The sequence below is a fragment of the Arthrobacter sp. alpha11c genome (genome assembly GCF_054149985.1).
Window position 1 is genome coordinate 3,150,048 of record NZ_CP196747.1, and the last position, 16,617, is coordinate 3,166,664.

A 16,617-nucleotide genomic window follows, 5' to 3' on the forward strand; every position below is an offset into this window, starting at 1 on the left:
TGCGTGAGGTGGTAACAGGCCTTACTGGATGGCGGCTTTGAGTTCCTTGGCGGCCAGTTCCGGGTCAAGGGCACTGTAGATGGCGCTGCCGGCCACGGCTACGTCGGCACCGGCCAGCTGCACTGCCTGGATGGTGGAGAGGTTGACGCCGCCTGCAACTGAGAACGGCACACGGGCTTCTTCACCGGCGTTAAGGAGTCCACGAAGGTCGAAGCCAGGCTGGGCTTGCTCGTCCAGGCCAGCGTGGAACTCGATGAACTTGGCGCCCAGAGCGCGGGCTTCCTTTGCACGGGTGACTTTGTCAGCAACGCCGATCAGGTCAACCACGATGCCCTTGTTGTGGGTCTGGGCTGCCTTGACGGCACCTGCAATGGTGGAGTCATCTGCCGTTCCGAGCACTGAGACGAGGTCGGCACCGGCCTTGAAGGCGATGTCGGCTTCGAGTTCTCCAGCGTCCATCGTCTTCATGTCGGCGAAGACGATCTTGGTGGGGTGTGCTTCCTTGATCGCCGTTACTGCGGAGAGGCCCTCTGCCTTGATCAGCGGCGTGCCCAGCTCGATGATGTCAACGTGCTCGGCTACTTTGCCGGCCAGTTCCAGGGCTGCCTCGGTGGTGAGGAGGTCCAGTGCGACTTGAAGTTTCATAGTGCTCATACTTTCTTTGTGGGTTGTTGGTGAGTTGGAATCGGCCCCAAGCAGGTTGCTCAACTGAGCAGCTAACTCAGGCCTATTCGAGGTTGGCGTGACGCAGCCAGAGCTGTTCAGCGGGTTCGTCGGCGGCGTCCCAGAGGGTCTGGAAAACCGACTCCGTGGCGAGGAACAGCGCCTGCTCAAAGAGGCTGCCGGAGTACTGGCGCGAAATGTTGGAACCGTGGTCCGTCTTTTGGGCTGCCGGGATAATCACCAACGCGTCTGCCAGCCCCGCCAAGGGCGAAGATGCGTTGGTAGTGATCGCAGCAACCTGCGCACCTGCTTCAAGTGCGGTTTGGGCAGCTTTGACCACACCGGACGTCGTACCTGAACCGGACGCGACCACCAGGAGGTCTCCGGAACTGATGGCTGGCGTGGTGGTGTCACCGGCCACATGGACGGTCAGGCCCAGGTGCATCAGCCTCATGGCCGCCATCCTGAGGACCAGGCCGCTGCGCCCGGCTCCTGCAAGGAACACACGGCCGGCCCCCTTGATCCTGTCGGCAAGATGGGCCAACTGAGCGTAGTCAATGCCGGAAGTAGTGTCAGCGACTTCGCCGAGGATCAGGGATACATTGCCGGCTACGTCCGCGCTCGTGGCAGTTGCTGTTTCTGCGGTGACGTTCACATTCACTCCTTCGTGGATAGGTGCTCAAGCCTTTCGGGCCTATAGACAAGTCTTCCGGGCAGTTCGGGTAGGGGGAACGCCGAAAACGAGCAGTTCATACCACCCTTTTGGGTAGTTAACGTTGGCGCGCTGGCTCACGTTACGGCTAGGCTGCATCCATGACCCAGCTGACCGATAGCAAACGCCGCCCGGATACCGGGACCCTTCCGTGGCAGCTTCTGGACGCCATCGCAGATATCGCGCAGGCACCCCTGATGCGTATTGCGGAGAGCCTGCGTACTGCCCTTGCACCCTTCATCAAGTCCAGCGCCCTGGTGATCTTTACCGAGGACTGCACGGGCCGGCCACAAAAGAAGGCGGGAGAGGAAAGCATTGTCAGCAGGGTTTCCATCCCGGAACTGGACCGTGTACGGGCCGCGATTCCCGGTGAGGGCCCATGGCGAGGCACGGCTATTGTCGCGGGGAAAGAGCGGGAGGTACTGGCCTTGGGCTATGGGCCGAGCAACGCCCTCCTGGTCCTTACGGATCCTGCAGAAGGGCTGGCAGAAGACGCGGAGCGTGTCCTCTCCTACCTTTGGCGGCTCACAGCGGCCCGTATCCAGGAGAAGGTCTCCGACGCGCCGCCGTCGTACCTTCTGGAGTCCCGCGCCGCATCAGCGGAGCGGATCCGCGTAACTGCTGAATTGGTGGATCAGCACTCCACCACCTTGGAAACTGTGCTCGCGGCGTTGAGATCCAACTCCATGGACGACCACGCAGCCCGTACGGCCGTGACCGACATGACCGTGAAGGCGCTGATCAGCCTGCGAACCTTGAACGACCGCACCAGCGATCTTGTGGAGGAACCGGTCAGCACGGCGTTCGAAAGGCTTCGGGAGGACCTCCGGCCGCTGATGCACTTCAGCAACATCGATATCCAGTTCATTGAACCGCCTGCGAACGGCAGGGCTCTGCCGGGCGAAGTAGCCCACGCCGCGCGTGCCGTGGTTCGAGGCCTGGTCCTGGCCATCGCCGAGCAACCTGATGTGCATCGTGTCCGGGCACAGTGGGACTGCGATGGCGAGAACCTGCTTATCAATGTCCGCGACGATGGCAGGGGTGAGCTATCCCCCGAAGCTCCCAATATCGAACGCCTGCGCCAACGCGTGCAGGCCGTTAACGGCAGGATGAGCCTTGACGTCATGCAGGGCTGGGGAGCCGATATCTCGGTGGTGTTGCCGCTCGATCCACCTTCAGCGCCGGCAGGAGATGTCGCGGCATGGGGCCTTGCGGCAAGGGAACTGGAAGTCCTGCAATTACTGGCGGCCGGCCAACGTAACCGGGCCATCGCCGCTGAACTCAATGTCAGCGAAAATACTGTGAAATTTCATATCCGGAACCTCTTCCGGAAGCTCGACGTCCGGTCCCGCACTGAGGCCATCGCTTTGGCGCACAGTGCGGGACTCCGGTAGCCGAACGCTTAGTCCTGCTTTAGAAGGGCCAGGGTCTCGCGCTCGGCTCCGATGGTGGTGTTGTCCCCATGCCCGGTGCGCACCACAGTGTGGGCCGGCAGGGTCAGGAGCCGTTCCCGGATGGATGTCAGGATGGTGGGGTAATCGCTGTAGGACCGCCCGGTTGCTCCCGGACCACCGTTGAACAGGGTGTCTCCGGTGAAGACCGTGTCCTGCTCTTCAAGCAGGAAGCAGGTGGACCCGGGCGAGTGGCCCGGCGTGTGGATGGCCCGCAATTCGGCTCCCGCGACTGTGAAAACGTCGCCGTCGCTGAGGTACTTGTCCGGCGTGGTGTCCGGATAGACCTGCTCCCACAACACCAGGTCCTCGGGATGCAGGTAGATGGGCGCTTGAACGGCGTCAGCAACCTCCCGCACGGCCCCAATGTGATCGTTGTGGGCGTGGGTCAGCAGGATGGCCAGTACGTTGCGGCCCTGCACCTGTTCGATGATGGCCTGGGCATCGTGCGGGGCATCGATGATGACGCATTCCTGCTCATCCCCAACAATCCAGACGTTGTTGTCCACGTCCCAGGTGCCGCCGTCGAGCGAAAACGTTCCGGAGGTGACCCGGTTCTGTACGGTGACGGCCATCAGAGTGCCACCGCCGGTTCGATTTCCACTACGGAGCGAAGGACTTTGCCTTCCTGCATCCGGGCAAAGGCTTCCTCCACCTGGTCGATCGTGATGCGTTCGGTCACGAAGGCGTCCAGGTTCAGGTTGCCTTGCCTGTAGTGCTCCACCAGCATGGGGAAGTCGCGGGAAGGCAGGCAGTCGCCGTACCAGGAGGACTTCAAGGAACCGCCGCGGCCGAAGACATCCAGCAGCGGCAGCTCGAGGGTGGCGGTGGGCGAAGGAACGCCAACCAGGACAACGCGGCCTGCGAGGTCGCGGGCATAGAAAGCCTGCTTGTAAGTTTCGGGACGTCCGACGGCGTCAATCACCAGGTCTGCGCCGTTGCCTCCCGTCAGGGCCCGGATAGCTTCTACCGGATCCTCGAGGCTGGAGTTCACTCCGTGGGTGGCTCCCAGGGACTTGGCCATGTCCACCTTGTTGGCATCGATGTCCACGGCAATGATCGTGGTGGCGCCGGCCAGCTTGGCGCCGGCGATCGCGGCAATACCGACGCCGCCGCACCCGATGACGGCCACGGACTCGCCACGCTTGACCTCACCGGTATTGATGGCCGCACCGATGCCGGCCATCACGCCGCATCCCAGCAGGCCCACTGCGGCGGGATCCACTGAATCATCAACCTTGGTGCATTGGCCCGCGGCCACGAGGGTCTTCTCGGCGAAGGCGCCGATTCCCAGTGCCGGCGAAAGCTCAGTGCCATCTTCCAGCGTCATTTTCTGGGTGGCGTTGTGGGTGTTGAAGCAGTACTGCGGCTGGCCCTTGGCGCAGGCACGACACTGACCGCACACCGCACGCCAGTTCAGGATGACCCTGTCGCCGGGGGCGACTTCCGTGACATCCGGGCCTACCGCGCTGACCACGCCGGTGGCCTCGTGGCCAAGAAGGAACGGGAAATCGTCCGAGATGCCACCCTGCTGGTAGTGCAGATCGGTGTGGCACACACCGCAGGTGAGGATATCCACCAACGCCTCACCCGGCCCTGGATCCGGTACAAGGATGGTCTCCAAGGTAACCGGAGCGTTCTTTTCCTTGGCAATGACAGCTTTTACTTTGTGAACCACGATCGGTTCCTTTCTCAGGTCGCAAAACGGAACGGTGGGCGTCCTAGGAACTTACCAGCCGCGCTCTGCCAGGCGGTGGGGCTGCGGGATTTCGTCCACGTTGATGCCAACCATGGCTTCGCCCAGGCCGCGGGAGACCTTGGCGATGACGTCGGGATCATCGTAGTAGGCGGTCGCCTTCACGACGGCGGCAGCGCGCTCTGCAGGGTTGCCGGACTTGAAGATGCCAGAACCAACAAACACGCCATCGGCGCCGAGCTGCATCATCATCGCAGCATCAGCCGGGGTTGCGATGCCACCGGCGGTGAACAAGACAACGGGGAGCTTGCCCGTCGCGGCGACTTCCTTGACCAGCTCGTACGGGGCCTGCAGTTCCTTGGCCGCAACGTAGAGCTCGTCTTCGGGAAGGGCTGCGAGCTTGGCGATCTGGGAACGGATCTTGCGCATGTGGCCCGTGGCGTTGGAAACATCGCCGGTGCCGGCTTCGCCCTTGGAACGGATCATCGCCGCGCCTTCGTTGATGCGGCGCAGCGCCTCACCCAGGTTCGTGGCGCCACAGACGAAGGGAACGGTGAAGTTCCACTTATCGATGTGGTTCACGTAATCGGCCGGGGTCAGGACCTCGGACTCGTCGATGTAGTCCACACCGAGGGACTGCAGGACCTGGGCTTCGACGAAGTGCCCGATGCGGGCCTTGGCCATGACCGGGATGGACACCGCGGCGATGATCGCATCGATCATGTCGGGATCGGACATGCGGGACACGCCACCCTGGGCGCGGATATCGGCCGGTACACGCTCGAGCGCCATGACGGCGACGGCACCGGCGTCCTCGGCGATGCGGGCCTGCTCGACGTTGACGACGTCCATGATGACGCCGCCCTTGAGCATCTCCGCCATACCCCGCTTAACGCGGCCGGAGCCAGTAAGCGTGATGTGTTCGAAAGGGCGTGGTGTAAAGGTCACGTGATACTCCAAGGGACTGAAGCCTGCGATTTCATCACAAGCGCCCGGTACTGCACGCCGGGCTAAGAGCCAGGAGACGTCTGATATCCGGGTGATATATTAGTTAGAGTTCAGTATGCAATCGCCGAAGCGGGGAGTCAATCCCGAATCCCGCGGGACAATTCCTAGGCGGCGAAGAGCGCCGTGCGGACGGCGTGCTCAAAGCCTGTGACGTGGTCGTTTGCCAACTCCGCCGCTTTTTCCTCATCACCATCAATGACCGCGCGCAGGAGGTCCAGGTGTTCGCGCACGTGATGCTCAAGGTCCGGCAGCCGATCCAGGACCATGCACCAAATTCGGGTTGCCAGGTTGTCATAGCGGATCAGGACATCCTCGAGATGAGGATTTGCGGCGGCAGCATAGATGCCCTGATGGACGCTGGCATCCAGGCGCAGGGTCTCCACAACCGAGGCGCCGGCCACGTCAAAGGCCTCCACGGCCTTCATAACGTCCCGCAGGTGCTCCCTTGTAGCGGCGGAAGCCACGCGTGCCGCGCGTGCTGCGGCCAGCGGCTCCAGTTGCGTGCGGATCTCTGAAATAAAGGCCAGGTCCGTCACGTCAACGCGGGTGGCAAATGTTCCGCGGCGCGGATAGGTGACCACCAAGCGGTCCAGCTCCAACCGCTTCAAGGCTTCGCGCACCGGAGTGCGCCCGATCCCGAGGTCCTTCGCCAACTGGTCATCATTGAGGAGGTCCCCGGGTTTGATGTCCAGCATGAGGAGCCGGTCGCGCAAACGCTCATACGCGACATCGGCCAAGGATTTCCTGCTGGTATCGTCCGAGATCGCCAGAGTTCCAAATGCCACAGTGCCAGCCCTTTCCGCAGTTCCCGAAAACCTATTGACCTGTCCTTGAGACCAGTATACGCTGATTCCCAATCCTAATATATCAGTACGGGACCCAAGAATATATCTAAAGGAGGAGACATGACCCTCGTGGCGACAGACTCACCAACAAGCACCTTGCCCCAGCCAGCAACGCTCAAAGACGAGCAAGCACAGAAGTTCGTACTCACATTGTCGTGCGTCGAACGCGCCGGAATCGTGCAGGCGGTCACAACCTTCCTGTTTGAGCGCGGCTTCAACATTGACGAACACCAGCAGTTCGACGACGGCATCCGCCAGACACTGCACCTTCGCACCGCCTTTTCCGGCTCCCCCGAATACTCGGCGGACCGGCTGGAGGAAGAGTTCAGTGCAATCGCTGACCGCTTCGACATGAAATTCAGCTTCCATGACCAGACCAAGAAGCGCGTGCTGGTCATGGTGTCCAAGTTTGGACACTGCCTCAACGATCTCATCTTCCGCTGGCGCGGCGGCAGCCTGGGTGGAGACCTCGTAGCTGTCGTTTCCAACCACGAGACCCACCGTGCCATGGCCGAGGCAGCCGGACTGCCCTTCATCCACATCCCGGTCACCCCTGACACCAAGGCCGAGGCGGAGCAAAAGCTCTTGGAACTCGTGGATGAATACAAGGCTGACCTGGTGGTGCTCGCCCGCTACATGCAGGTACTCTCGGACAACCTGTGCCGCTCCCTTGAGGGCCGGGCAATCAACATCCACCACTCGTTCCTGCCTGGCTTCAAGGGCGCCCGCCCCTACCACCAGGCCTATGACCGCGGAGTGAAGCTCGTTGGAGCAACCGCCCACTACGTGACCGCGGACCTCGACGAGGGCCCGATCATCGAGCAGGAAGTCATCCGCGTGGACCACAGCTACGGCCCCAACGCACTGTCAACAGTGGGCCAGGATGCCGAAGCCCTGGCGTTGTCCCGTGCTGTTCGCTGGCACTGCGAACACCGCGTGCTGCTGGATCAAACCAGCACAGTGGTCTTCCGGTAAGCCACCCACCCCACCGTCCACACACACGAACTTCAGCAGGAGAAACTTTCATGACATCGACGCCTCGCATTGTCATCATCGGCGCTGGGATTGTCGGCACCAACCTCGCCGACGAACTGGTCACCCGCGGTTGGAACAACATCACCGTCCTGGATCAGGGGCCGCTGAACATGCCCGGAGGATCCACGTCCCACGCACCGGGCCTGGTCTTCCAGACGAACCCTTCCAAGTCCATGGCACTGTTCGCCAAGTACACGGTTGAAAAGCTGCTCTCCCTCACCGAAGATGGCCAGAGCTGCTTCAACCAGGTGGGCGGCCTGGAAGTTGCCACTACCGAGACCCGCCTGGCTGACCTCAAGCGCAAGCTCGGCTACGCACAGGCGTGGGGCATCGACGGCAAGATCCTCTCCCGTGAGGAATGCAAGGAGCTCTACCCCCTGATCAACGAGGAAGACATCCTGGGTGGCCTCCACGTCCCCACCGATGGCCTGGCACTTGCAGCCCGCGCCGTGCAGTTGCTCATCAAGCGCACCGAAGCCGCTGGCGTGAAGTACATCGACAACACCGAGGTGACTGGAATCGAGCAGTCAAACCGCCGCGTGACCGGCGTCGAGACCGCCGACGGCGTGATCCCCGCCGACATTGTGGTCTCCTGCGCCGGCTTCTGGGGCGCCAAGGTGGGCGAGTTGATCGGCATGTCCGTACCGCTCCTCCCGCTGGCGCACCAGTACGTCAAGACCACCCCGGTTCCCGCCCAGAAGGGCAAGAACGAACTGCCCAACGGCGCCCAGCTGCCCATCCTGCGCCACCAGGACCAGGACCTCTACTACCGCGAGCACGGCGAGCGCTACGGCATCGGCTCCTACGCCCACCGCCCCATGCCTGTGGACCTTGACGAGCTGGGCAGCTACGAGCCCAGCAGCATCAGCGAACACAACATGCCCTCGCGCCTGGACTTCACCCTTGAGGACTTCCTTCCCGCGTGGGAAGCAACCAAGCAGATCCTGCCGGCACTGCGGGAAAGCGAAATCGAGGATGGCTTCAACGGCATCTTCTCCTTCACCCCTGACGGTGGCTCGCTGGTAGGCGAATCCAAGGAAGTGGACGGTTTCTTCGTTGCCGAGGCCGTGTGGGTTACCCACTCCGCCGGTATCGCCCGCGCCGTGGCCGAGCTGCTCGTGGACGGAAAGTCGCAGATTGACCTCGGCGACTGCGACATCCACCGCTTCGAAGAGGTCCAGCTGACGCCTGAATATGTCAGCGAAACGTCCCAGCAGAACTTCGTGGAAATCTACGATGTCCTGCACCCGCTCCAGCCCAAGCTCTCCCCCCGCAACCTTCGCGTCAGCCCGTTCCACGCCCGCCACAAGCAGCTGGGAGGCTACTTCCTGGAAGGCGCAGGATGGGAACGTCCCTACTGGTTCGAAGCCAACGCGGAACTGCTGAAGGAAATGCCGGACGACTGGCAGCCCCCGGCACGTGACGCCTGGTCCGGTATGTTCAGCTCACCGATTGCTGCCGCCGAGGCGTGGAAGACGCGCACGGCCGTGGCGATGTACGACATGACGCCGCTCAAGCGCCTTGAAGTCAGCGGCCCGGGCGCCCTGAAACTGCTGCAGGAACTCACCACGGGAGACCTGGCTAAGAAGCCGGGCGCCGTAACGTACACCCTCCTGCTGGACCACGCTGGTGGAATCCGAAGCGACATTACCGTTGCCCGCCTCAGCGAGGACACGTTCCAGCTGGGCGCCAACGGCAACATTGACACCGCCTACTTCGAGCGTGCCGCCCGCCACCAGACGGAAAACGGTACGGCCAGCGACTGGGTGCAGGTCCGCGACACCACGGGTGGCACCTGCTGCATCGGCTTGTGGGGTCCGCTTGCCCGTGACCTCATCAGCACGGTCAGCAACGACGACTTCTCCAACGACGGCCTGAAGTACTTCCGTTCCAAGAAGGTCACCATCGGCGGCGTCACCGTCACCGCAATGCGGCTGTCCTACGTGGGCGAACTCGGCTGGGAGCTCTACACGAGCGCCGACAATGGACAGCGTTTGTGGGATGCACTGTGGAAGGCCGGCCAGCCGTTCGGCGTCATCGCTGCCGGGCGCGCCGCCTTCAGCTCGCTGCGCCTGGAAAAGGGCTACCGCTCATGGGGCACCGATATGACCACGGAGCACGACCCCTTCGAAGCAGGCCTCGGTTTCGCCGTAAAGATGACCAAGGAGAACTTCGTCGGCAAGGCCGCCCTTGAGGGACGCACAGAGGAAAGCTCCGCGCGGCGCTTGCGCTGCTTGACGGTCGACGACGGCCGCAGCCTGGTGCTGGGCAAGGAACCTGTGTTCTACAAGGACCAGGCAGTTGGCTACGTCACCAGCGCCGCTTACGGCTACTCGGTGAAGAAGCCCATTGCCTACGCGTACCTTCCTGCCGCTGTTTCGATTGGTGATTCCGTGGAGATCGAATACTTCGGACGCCGCATCCAGGCGACAGTCACCCAGGACCCGCTGTACGACCCCACCATGAGCAGGCTCCGCGGCTAAGGCCTGACGGACGCTTCAGTTGGCCAGCGGCCCGGACTCATCCCCTCGCAACGGGGTCCGGGCCGCTGTCTTACCCCGTTCAACCTCAGCCCGGCCTTACTTCGTCAACCAGCCCAGGAAGACACATGATCAGTTCAGAAACCATCAACGACTACCTTGCCAGGCTCGCTTCACGGCAGCCTACCCCCGGTGGAGGTGCCGCCGCCGCCCTTCACGCTGCCCAGGGCGCCGCCTTGGTGGCCATGGTGGCCAGGTACACCACGGGTGAAAAGTATGCGCAGCACGCAGAACCCGTTGCCCGCATCACCAGCGCTGCGGACCATTTGATTGTTGAAGCGCTCCGCCTCGCAGACGCCGATGAGCACGCCTTCCAACGAGTTATTGATTCGTACAAACTCCCATCCGGGACCGAGGAACTCAAGGCCATGCGCGCTGCCGGCATCCAGGATGCACTGGTCCAGGCAGCCCACACACCTGCTCAGCTGATCAAGCTTGCCGGTGAGGTGGTGGAACTCGCCACGGAACTCTTTGACATGGCCAACCCCAATGTCATCAGCGACGTCGCGGCAGCAGCCGATGCTGCCCGTGCAGCCGCCACAACCGCCCGTGTCAACATCGACATCAACGTAGTGGCCATCAAAGATGGCGACGCCCGCTCGCGCTTGGCAGAACAGACCGACGGCCTTGAGGAAAAGGTGGTCCTCGCAGCTGATTCCCTGGTCAAGCGCGTCCGCGAAAGGATCCTCGCGTGAGTACTGAAGTGCTTTCCGGAAAGGGGTTGGCCGCCCTCATCCAGCAGCGTGCGCAGGACGAGGCCCGCCTCCTTGAATATGAGGGCCAGCACCCTTCCTTGGCCGTGGTGGTGGCAACCGACGACGAGTCCACGCACTGGTACGTCCGGTCCATTGAGCGCGCCGCGGAGCGCGCCGGAATAGGCTGCCGGATCCTGGACCTTGGGCATGATGCCACGGAACAGGTACTGGCGAGTGTGTTGAAGGACCTCAGTGCGGAGCCAACCGTCAACGGCATTATTCTTCAAACTCCGCTGCCCGCGGGCGTTCGAACGGACGGGCTCGTGGGGCTTATCGCTCCGGAAAAGGACATTGACGGCGCCAACCCGCTCAGCCTTGGCCGCCTCGCTGTGGGTCAGCCCGCCTTCGCCCCTGCAACGGCACAGGCCGTGGTGGAACTCCTCGAGCATTTCCAGGTTCCGCTCGCCGGACGCAACGTCGCCGTCGTCGGGCGTTCCGCTGTGGTGGGAAAGCCGCTGTCCCTGCTGCTGCTCGAAAAGGACGCCACGGTCACCATCTGCCACTCCAAGTCAGGGGCGCTTGAGCGCTATACCCGGCCCGCCGACGTCGTGGTTGTTGCCGCTGGGCGGACCGGACTGCTGAAAGGCAGCCACGTTTCGCCGGCGTCCGTAGTGATCGACGTCGGTACCAACGTCCTTCCCGACGGTTCCCTGGTGGGAGACGTGGACGAGGCCAGTGTCACCGGAGTGGCGGCTGCCCTGACGCCGGTGCCCGGCGGGGTGGGTTCAGTCACCACGGCGTTGCTGCTCCTCCACACCGCTGAAGCGGCCCGGGCACAAGCACGGCTTCTGGAAAAGCCGGCCTTGGTTTCGGGAACCGCTGGCTAGCCATGGAAACGCCGATCCGCCTGGAGGTTAGTCCCTCCGCTGACCTTGCCCGGCAACTGCCTCCCGCTTTTGAGGCGCCGGGCATGGTCAGCGTGACCTGCCTGCCGCATCACGGTCCGGCCAGGACGGTCGCTGCGTCGATTGAGCTTGCCCGGCTGGGCTACCACGTGGTCCCGCACCTCGCAGCCCGGAGCATCGCCAGCCAGGCAGAGCTGCACCTGTTCCTTCATCAATTGCGCGATGAGGGCGTCCGGGAGTTATTCCTCATTGCCGGGGACCGCAGTGCGCCGGCCGGTCCGTATTCCTGGAGCGGCCAGCTGATGGAAGACATCAAGGCTTTCTCGGAAGAGTTCTCCCTTGGCATCGCCGGCTACCCGGAAGGCCACCCACAACTAAGCGCAGAACAGTTGCGGAGCGCCCTGGCCGGCAAGTCACCCATGGCGTCGTCCATGGTCACGCAAATGTGCTTTTCGGCGGAATCCATCAGCTCATACCTGCAGGAACTGCACCGGGCCGGGTCCCGGCTTCCCGTGTGGGTGGGCGTTCCCGGGCCGGTGTCCGTGCAAAAGCTGCTGGCCATGGGTGCACGATTGGGTGTGGGACGCTCACTCAAGTTGGCCCGTGGCACAGGAATGGCCAAGGCACTCCTGCGCGGTGGTGATGTCATGCGCTATGACAGCTCCGGCCTGATCCGGGACGTTCATCAGGCCCTCGACGGCCATCCGCTGTTTGCCGGCATCCATGTCTACAGCTTCAACGACCTCAGCCGCCTACCCAGATTTGAAGGGAAGATCGCATGGCTTCCAAAGCCCCCCGTGAAAACATCGACGAGTCAAAGCTGACCGTCACCAAACCCAAGACAAAGGCTGTCGGCATTCCAGCCGTTGCCAACGCATTGAAGATCTCCCTGGAACAAATGGGCGCGGTGCGAAGCGTACAAACGCTGCTGGCAGTCAACCAGATCGACGGATTCGACTGCATGGGCTGCGCCTGGCCGGAACACGAGAAGCGCAATGCAGCAGAGTTCTGCGAAAACGGGGCCAAGGCGGTAGCCGAGGAAGCTACCCGGCGCCGCGTCACGCCTGAGTTCTTTGCCCAGCACTCCGTAGCTGACTTGAAGACCCGAGATGACTACTGGCTGGGCCAGCAGGGCCGGCTGACCCACCCAATGTTCCTGGATGAGGGCGCTACGCACTACACGCCCATCGAATGGGACAAGGCCTATGACCTCATGGCGCAGGAGCTCCGGGGCATGGACCATCCCGATCAGGCCGTCTTCTATACCTCCGGCCGAACATCCAACGAGGCTGCCTTCGTTTACCAGCTCCTGGTCCGCGGCCTTGGCACCAACAACCTTCCGGACTGCTCCAACATGTGCCACGAGTCCTCGGGCTCCGCGCTGGTGGAAACCATCGGCATCGGCAAAGGGTCCGTAAGCCTGACCGACTTGGAGACGGCTTCACTGATCTTCGTAGCCGGGCAGAATCCAGGTACCAACCACCCCCGCATGCTCAGCGCCCTGGAGAAGGCCAAGAAGAACGGCGCGGTCATCGTGTCCGTCAATCCCCTCCCTGAAGCCGGACTCCTGCACTTTGAAAACCCTCAGCACGTTGCCGGCATGATTCAAGGGACCCAACTGACGGACGACTTCCTGCAGATCCGTGCCGGCGGCGATCAGGCCCTCTTCCAGGGCCTCGGTAAATACCTTGTGGAGGCCGAAGCCGCGGGTCGCAAGACCCCGGGCCTGGAAACCGTCCTTGACCACAGGTTCATCGAGGACCACACGGTGGGCGTCGACGAATACCTGCGATTCCTGGAAAAGGTGGAGTGGGACGACATCGTGGAAGCAACAGGCCTCACCCTGGAGCAGATCCACTCCACAGGCGAACGGCTCCTCGCCTCCAACGCCACCATCGTGTGCTGGGCCATGGGATTGACCCAGCACAAACATTCAGTACCCACCCTCCGCGACGTGGTTAACGTCCTGCTGCTTCAAGGGAACATCGGCAAGCCCGGCGCTGGAGTTTGCCCCGTGCGCGGCCACTCAAACGTCCAGGGCGACCGCACCATGGGCATCTTCGAGAAGATGCCGGAGAAATTCCATGACCGGCTGGACAACGAGTTCGCATTCCTCTCACCACGGGAGCACGGCTATGACACTGTCGCCGCCATCCGCGCCATGCGGGACGGAAAGGTCCGCTTCTTCATGGGAATGGGTGGAAACTTTGTTCGCGCCGCCCCTGACTCGGAAGTCACGGAACAAGCGCTCGCCAACACAGGATTGAGCGTCCAGATCTCCACCAAGCTGAACCACTCGCATCTGTCCACGGGTCGCCGGGCGTTGATTCTCCCAACACTCGGACGCACCGAGAAAGACACCCAGCGGACCGGTGACCAGAGGGTCACAGTGGAAGATTCCATGAGCGCGGTCCATGCATCCCGTGGACGCCTCAAGCCCGCGAGCGAGCACCTCCACTCGGAAGTTGCCATTGTCTGCAATCTTGCCCACCGGCTCTTCACTGATGGCGACGTGCGCCTGCCCAACGTCCCCAAGGCCGCGTGGTTGTCCATGCGTGATGATTACGCGCTGATCCGCAAACACATCGAGGCCGTCTTCGATGGCTTCGAGAACTTTGAAGAGCGGATCCAGCACCCGGGCGGCTTCGTGCTGCCGCACCCGCCGCGCGATGCCAGGAAGTTTGATACCGCGTCAGGCAAAGCACACTTCACGGGCAACGAGCTTGAATACATCAAGGTCCCGCCCGGCCGGCTGGTGCTCCAAACGCTGCGGTCACACGACCAGTACAACACCACCATCTACGGCAAGGACGATCGCTACCGCGGCATCCACGGCGGGCGACGGGTGGTCCTCATTAACGAGTCCGATATCGCCGAGCTGGGCTTTGCTGATGGTGAAATGGTCCACCTGATTTCAGAATTCCAGGGAACCGAGCGCCGGGCAGAAGACTTCCGCATCGTTTCGTACTCCACTCCCAAGGGGTGCGCCGCTGCCTACTACCCGGAAACAAACGTCCTTGTACCGCTGGACTCTGTTGCCGATACCAGTGGGACGCCGACGTCCAAGTCCGTCATCGTCCGCCTCGAACGGGCTTAAAAGGCTCTGGACACAGTGTGATGCGTGCCATAGTATGTGACTGATATATCTTTCCTAGTAGTGCAGAGATATCAGGTGGCCAAGGACTTCCAAACCCGCCCAAGGGCCATCTCGTCAAGAAGACATCTATCAATGGAGAAACAATGTCTGACATCACCCAAGTCCAAGCAGATGCCGTACTTGTCGCAGCCCGCGACGCCGCCCGTGAAACCGGAACCGACATGAACATCGCCGTGGTGGATGCCGGTGGCAACCTCAAGGCCTTCACCCGCATGGACGGGGCGTGGCTGGGCAGCATCGACATTTCCATCAAGAAAGCACGCACCGCCCGTTTCTTCGACATGCCAACGGGGGCAATCGGCGAGCTTTCGCAGCCTGGAGGACCGCTCTACAACATCGAGGTGTCCAACGGAGGACTCATCACCTTCCCGGGAGGCATCCCCCTGCGCGGGGAGGACGGCACTGTGATCGGTGCGATCGGCGTCAGCGGCAGCACCGTGGAGAACGACCACACGGTCGCATCCGCAGGAGCAGCAGTCCAGCTCCAGGGCGCGGCTGGGCTTTAGCCAAGAACATTAGCCAGAAATATTAGGCAAAACTGTCCAATTGTCCGTGAATGGTGCTTCGGTGGCCTGAAACCTGGGGAGGTATTTCCTCATCGAAGCACCGCTCTCGGGCAATTGGGCAGATCCAATTTCCGTACCACAACCCGCCCCAGGAGGAGTGTCCATGTCTGGAAACCGAGCAGTCGCCTACAAGGAACCCGGCGTAGTCGAAATCATCAACACTGACTACCCGACGTTCGAACTCAAGGACGGACCGGGCGTCAACCCGGCCAACGTCGGCCGGAAGGTACCGCATGGCGCGATCCTCCGCACTGTAACGACCAACATCTGCGGTTCCGATCAGCACATGGTCCGTGGCCGCACCACAGCCCCGCAGGACCTGGTCCTCGGCCACGAAATCACCGGCGAAGTGGTGGAGGTGGGTCCCGACGTCGAGTTCATCAAGGTGGGCGACATCGTCTCGGTGCCGTTCAACATTTCCTGTGGCCGTTGCCGGAACTGCAAAGAGCAAAAGACCGGTATCTGCCTCAACGTCAACCCTGACCGCCCCGGCAGCGCTTACGGCTATGTGGATATGGGCGGCTGGGTAGGCGGACAGGCCGAGTACGTGCTGGTTCCCTACGCCGACTGGAACCTGCTGCGCTTCCCGGACCGCGACCAGGCCCTGGAAAAGATCATGGACCTGACCATGCTCTCGGACATCTTCCCCACCGGCTTCCACGGCGCCGTTACTGCCGGCGTGGGCGTAGGGTCCACGGTGTACGTAGCCGGTGCCGGCCCCGTGGGTCTGGCTGCCGCCGTCGGCGCCCAGTTGCTTGGCGCCGCCGTCGTGATTGTGGGCGACATGAACGAAGACCGGCTTGCACAGGCGCGCTCGTTCGGCTGCGAAACGGTCAACGTCTCCAACGGCGACCCGAAGGAGCAGATCCTGCAGATCCTCGGAGTGCCGGAAGTGGATTGCGGCGTGGACGCCGTTGGCTTCGAAGCCCGCGGCCACGGACGGGACGCCACGCACGAGGCTCCAGCCACCGTGCTGAACTCCCTCATGGACATCACCGCCGCCGGCGGTTCCCTGGGCATCCCGGGCCTCTACGTCACCGGCGATCCGGGCGGAATCGATGAAGCAGCCAAGCACGGCTCCCTCTCGCTCTCGCTGGGCACCGGCTGGGCAAAGTCCTTGTCCTTCACTACGGGCCAGTGCCCGGTGATGAAGTACAACCGTCAATTGATGATGGCCATCCTCCACGACAAGGTCCAGATCGCCAAGGCAGTCAATGCCCAAGCCATCCCCCTTGAAGACGCTCCCCGCGGCTACGCCGAGTTCGACGCCGGAGCGGCAACAAAGTTCGTACTGAACCCGAACGGTTACGTGAAGGCTTAGTACGCAAAAACACCAGGAAGGGG

At 62.4% G+C, this 16,617-nt stretch carries 15 protein-coding genes; 9 read left to right on the forward strand and 6 right to left on the reverse strand.

The window, feature by feature from the left end:
* Positions 1–21 precede the first annotated feature (21 nt).
* Positions 22–645 (reverse strand): 3-hexulose-6-phosphate synthase, encoded by a 624-nt coding sequence (gene hxlA / locus ACTAQJ_RS14350; protein ID WP_498697051.1) that lies wholly within the window; start codon positions 643–645, stop codon positions 22–24.
* 82 nt (positions 646–727) lie between these two features.
* Positions 728–1,318, reverse strand: coding sequence for a 6-phospho-3-hexuloisomerase (gene hxlB / locus ACTAQJ_RS14355; protein ID WP_431117799.1), 591 nt, complete (start codon positions 1,316–1,318; stop codon positions 728–730).
* Positions 1,319–1,476: 158 nt separating this feature from the next.
* Between hxlB and ACTAQJ_RS14360 the strand changes: the two genes are divergently transcribed.
* Positions 1,477–2,769, forward strand: a complete 1,293-nt coding sequence (locus ACTAQJ_RS14360) for a helix-turn-helix transcriptional regulator (protein ID WP_498697055.1) — start codon at positions 1,477–1,479, stop codon at positions 2,767–2,769.
* An 8-nt stretch (positions 2,770–2,777) separates the two neighbouring features.
* Here ACTAQJ_RS14360 and ACTAQJ_RS14365 read toward each other — a convergent pair whose 3' ends face one another.
* From ACTAQJ_RS14365 to ACTAQJ_RS14380, 4 genes are all read right to left on the reverse strand, one after another.
* Complete coding sequence (locus tag ACTAQJ_RS14365; protein WP_498697057.1) at positions 2,778–3,401, reverse strand: MBL fold metallo-hydrolase; 624 nt, start codon at positions 3,399–3,401, stop codon at positions 2,778–2,780.
* Positions 3,401–4,504 carry an S-(hydroxymethyl)mycothiol dehydrogenase gene (locus ACTAQJ_RS14370; protein WP_498697059.1) on the reverse strand — a complete coding sequence of 368 codons (1,104 nt, stop codon included), beginning with the start codon at positions 4,502–4,504 and terminating at the stop codon, positions 3,401–3,403. The genes ACTAQJ_RS14365 and ACTAQJ_RS14370 overlap by 1 nt, the downstream gene beginning before the upstream one ends.
* A 51-nt stretch (positions 4,505–4,555) precedes the next feature.
* Positions 4,556–5,404 carry a pyridoxal 5'-phosphate synthase lyase subunit PdxS gene (gene pdxS / locus ACTAQJ_RS14375; RefSeq protein ID WP_498702200.1) on the reverse strand — a complete coding sequence of 283 codons (849 nt, stop codon included), beginning with the start codon at positions 5,402–5,404 and terminating at the stop codon, positions 4,556–4,558.
* 230 nt (positions 5,405–5,634) lie between these two features.
* Positions 5,635–6,315, reverse strand: a complete 681-nt coding sequence (locus ACTAQJ_RS14380; RefSeq protein ID WP_498697060.1) for a GntR family transcriptional regulator — start codon at positions 6,313–6,315, stop codon at positions 5,635–5,637.
* 120 nt (positions 6,316–6,435) lie between these two features.
* On the opposite strand from ACTAQJ_RS14380, the gene purU reads away from it, so the two are divergent.
* The 8 genes from purU to fdhA all read left to right on the forward strand — a co-directional run bounded on the left by purU (position 6,436) and on the right by fdhA (position 16,594).
* Positions 6,436–7,350 carry a formyltetrahydrofolate deformylase gene (gene purU, locus ACTAQJ_RS14385; protein WP_498697062.1) on the forward strand — a complete coding sequence of 305 codons (915 nt, stop codon included), beginning with the start codon at positions 6,436–6,438 and terminating at the stop codon, positions 7,348–7,350.
* A gap of 50 nt (positions 7,351–7,400) precedes the next feature.
* Positions 7,401–9,893, forward strand: a complete 2,493-nt coding sequence (locus ACTAQJ_RS14390) for a GcvT family protein (protein ID WP_498697064.1) — start codon at positions 7,401–7,403, stop codon at positions 9,891–9,893.
* Between the two features lie 125 nt (positions 9,894–10,018).
* Positions 10,019–10,645, forward strand: a complete 627-nt coding sequence (locus tag ACTAQJ_RS14395; RefSeq protein WP_377652555.1) for a cyclodeaminase/cyclohydrolase family protein — start codon at positions 10,019–10,021, stop codon at positions 10,643–10,645.
* Complete coding sequence (locus ACTAQJ_RS14400) at positions 10,642–11,532, forward strand: bifunctional 5,10-methylenetetrahydrofolate dehydrogenase/5,10-methenyltetrahydrofolate cyclohydrolase (RefSeq protein ID WP_498697066.1); 891 nt, start codon at positions 10,642–10,644, stop codon at positions 11,530–11,532. Before ACTAQJ_RS14395 ends, ACTAQJ_RS14400 begins: the two co-directional genes overlap by 4 nt.
* 2 nt (positions 11,533–11,534) lie before the next feature.
* Positions 11,535–12,374 carry a methylenetetrahydrofolate reductase gene (locus tag ACTAQJ_RS14405; RefSeq protein WP_498697068.1) on the forward strand — a complete coding sequence of 280 codons (840 nt, stop codon included), beginning with the start codon at positions 11,535–11,537 and terminating at the stop codon, positions 12,372–12,374.
* The gene (locus ACTAQJ_RS14410) at positions 12,329–14,647 is read left to right on the forward strand and encodes an FdhF/YdeP family oxidoreductase (protein ID WP_431117786.1); all 2,319 of its coding nucleotides are present in this window, start codon (positions 12,329–12,331) and stop codon (positions 14,645–14,647) included. Before ACTAQJ_RS14405 ends, ACTAQJ_RS14410 begins: the two co-directional genes overlap by 46 nt.
* Positions 14,648–14,790: 143 nt before the next feature.
* Positions 14,791–15,213, forward strand: coding sequence for a GlcG/HbpS family heme-binding protein (locus ACTAQJ_RS14415; RefSeq protein WP_431117784.1), 423 nt, complete (start codon positions 14,791–14,793; stop codon positions 15,211–15,213).
* 163 nt (positions 15,214–15,376) lie between these two features.
* On the forward strand, positions 15,377–16,594 hold the full coding sequence (gene fdhA / locus ACTAQJ_RS14420; protein WP_498697073.1) for a formaldehyde dehydrogenase, glutathione-independent: 1,218 nt from the start codon (positions 15,377–15,379) through the stop codon (positions 16,592–16,594).
* Positions 16,595–16,617 lie beyond the last annotated feature (23 nt).